Origin of the sequence: Absiella sp. AM09-50 (assembly GCF_003433845.1) — a bacterium.
GTDB lineage: Bacteria > Bacillota_I > Bacilli_A > Erysipelotrichales > Erysipelotrichaceae > Hoskinsella > Hoskinsella hominis.
In genome coordinates, this window is record NZ_QVFI01000061.1 from 1 (window position 1) to 2395 (window position 2395).

Here is a 2395-nt window from a genome sequence, read left to right on the forward strand (position 1 = left end):
GAGGAAAGCCAGCGGTATTTACGCTTGGAACATGAGGACAAGGAAAGCTATGTGTCTTATTTTACCGTCAATGCGATTGTAGGCGAGCTTGATTTTCCGTCAAGTGAAATCTTTTATTTCCAGCAACAGCAATTCACATTCCCCGTTGATACTTCTATGAATGTAGAAATCGTGGAAAATCGGAAAGCATTAACGACAGTCCGCAACAAGAAAAAGGAATTGAAAGACCTTGACAATCACGCTTATCAAGCAGGAAGTGAAACCAGCTCAAATGTGGTGGACGCATTAGACAGCGTGGACGAGCTGGAAACGGACTTAGACCGGAGCAAAGAAAGTATGTATAAGTTAAGCTACGTCATACGGGTGTCTGCACCCGATTTTGACGAGCTGAAACGCCGTTGTGATGAAGTCAAGGACTTTTACGACGACCTCAATGTAAAACTGGTGCGTCCTGCTGGGGATATGCTGGGGCTTCATTCAGAATTTCTTCCTGCCAGCAAGCGATATATCAATGATTATGTGCAGTATGTAAAATCAGATTTTCTAGCAGGGCTTGGTTTTGGTGCGACCCAGCAGTTAGGAGAAACTACGGGTATCTATATGGGCTATTCTGTTGATACGGGAAGAAATGTGTACCTGCAACCGTCCCTTGCCAGTCAAGGTGTAAAAGGTACAGTTACCAACGCTTTAGCGTCTGCTTTTGTCGGTTCGCTTGGCGGTGGGAAATCGTTCTGTAACAATCTTCTGGTATATTATGCGGTGCTGTTTGGCGGTCAAGCACTTCTGTTAGACCCTAAAAGTGAGCGTGGCAACTGGAAAGAAACGCTCCCAGAAATCGCCCATGAAATCAATATCGTAAACCTAACAAGCGACAAGGACAATGCAGGACTTCTTGACCCGTTTGTGATTATGAAGAATGTAAAAGACGCTGAAAGTCTGGCAATCGACATCTTAACATTCCTTACGGGTATTTCTTCAAGGGACGGAGAAAAGTTCCCCGTACTTCGTAAGGCGGTGCGTTCCGTTACCCAGAGCGACAAACGGGACTTGCTTCATGTGATAGACGAGTTACGCCGTGAAGATACGCCAGTATCAAGAAATATCGCAGACCATATCGACAGCTTCACAGACTACGACTTTGCACATCTGCTGTTTTCGGACGGTACGGTGGAAAATGCAATCAGCCTTGATAACCAGCTCAATATCATTCAAGTAGCAGACCTTGTACTGCCAGATAAAGATACCACTTTTGAGGAATACACGACTATTGAATTATTGTCGGTGTCTATGCTGATTGTGATTAGTACCTTTGCACTCGACTTCATTCACAGCGACAGAAGCATTTTTAAGATTGTAGACCTTGATGAAGCGTGGGCGTTCTTAAATGTAGCACAAGGCGAAACTTTATCAAATAAGCTGGTTCGTGCTGGACGAGCTATGCAGGCAGGCGTTTATTTCGTTACACAATCTTCTGGGGACGTGTCAAAGGAAAGTCTGAAAAACAATATCGGCTTAAAATTCGCTTTCCGTTCTACTGACATCAACGAGATAAAACAGACCTTAGAATTTTTCGGTATCGACAAGGACGACGAAAACAACCAGAAACGCTTGCGTGATTTGGAGAACGGACAATGCTTATTGCAGGACTTATACGGACGTGTCGGTGTGGTGCAGATACACCCAGTCTTTGAAGAACTGCTACACGCTTTTGATACCAGACCGCCCGTACAGAGAAATGAGGTGGAGTGATGAAAGAAAGGATAAAAGGTGCGTTCACAAAAAGGAAGATACTTCACTTTCTCAAAATGGCTCTGTTCGTGGTGGCACTCTCCCTTATCCTGCTTTCACTTCTGGGGACGGTGGCTCATGCGACGGGGCTTGTGGACGATACCATAAACGCAGAAAATCTTTACTCAAAATATCCCCTTTCCAACTACCAGCTTGATTTTTATGTAGATAATAGCTGGTCGTGGTTGCCGTGGAACTGGCTGGACGGGATTGGAAAATCGGTACAGTACGGGCTTTACTGTATTACCAACTTTGTCTGGACGATAAGCCTATACTTATCCAACGCAACGGGCTATGTGGTGCAGGAAGCCTATAAACTTGATTTTATTAACGATATGGCAGACAGTATCGGAAAGAGCATACAGACCCTTGCAGGCGTTACCGAGAATGGTTTTTCTTCTACGGGCTTTTATGTTGGTTTCCTGCTTCTCATTATCTTAGTGGTGGGAATGTATGTTGCCTATACGGGACTTATCAAACGGGAAACCAGCAAGGCACTTCACGCTGTTATCAACTTTGTGGTGGTGTTCGTGCTGTCCGCTTCATTTATTGCTTATGCTCCCGATTACATCAAGAAGATAAATGAATTTTCATCAGACATCAGTAC

2 protein-coding genes are annotated in these 2395 nt (G+C 44.5%); both read left to right on the forward strand.

Annotated features, from left to right (window positions below):
• On the forward strand, window positions 1-1749 hold a 1749-nt coding region (locus DW114_RS21020), incomplete at its 5' end, for an ATP-binding protein (protein WP_117456289.1).
• Window positions 1749-2395: CD3337/EF1877 family mobilome membrane protein (locus DW114_RS21025; RefSeq protein WP_417281453.1), on the forward strand; the 647-nt coding region annotated here is incomplete at its 3' end. The genes DW114_RS21020 and DW114_RS21025, both read left to right, overlap by 1 nt.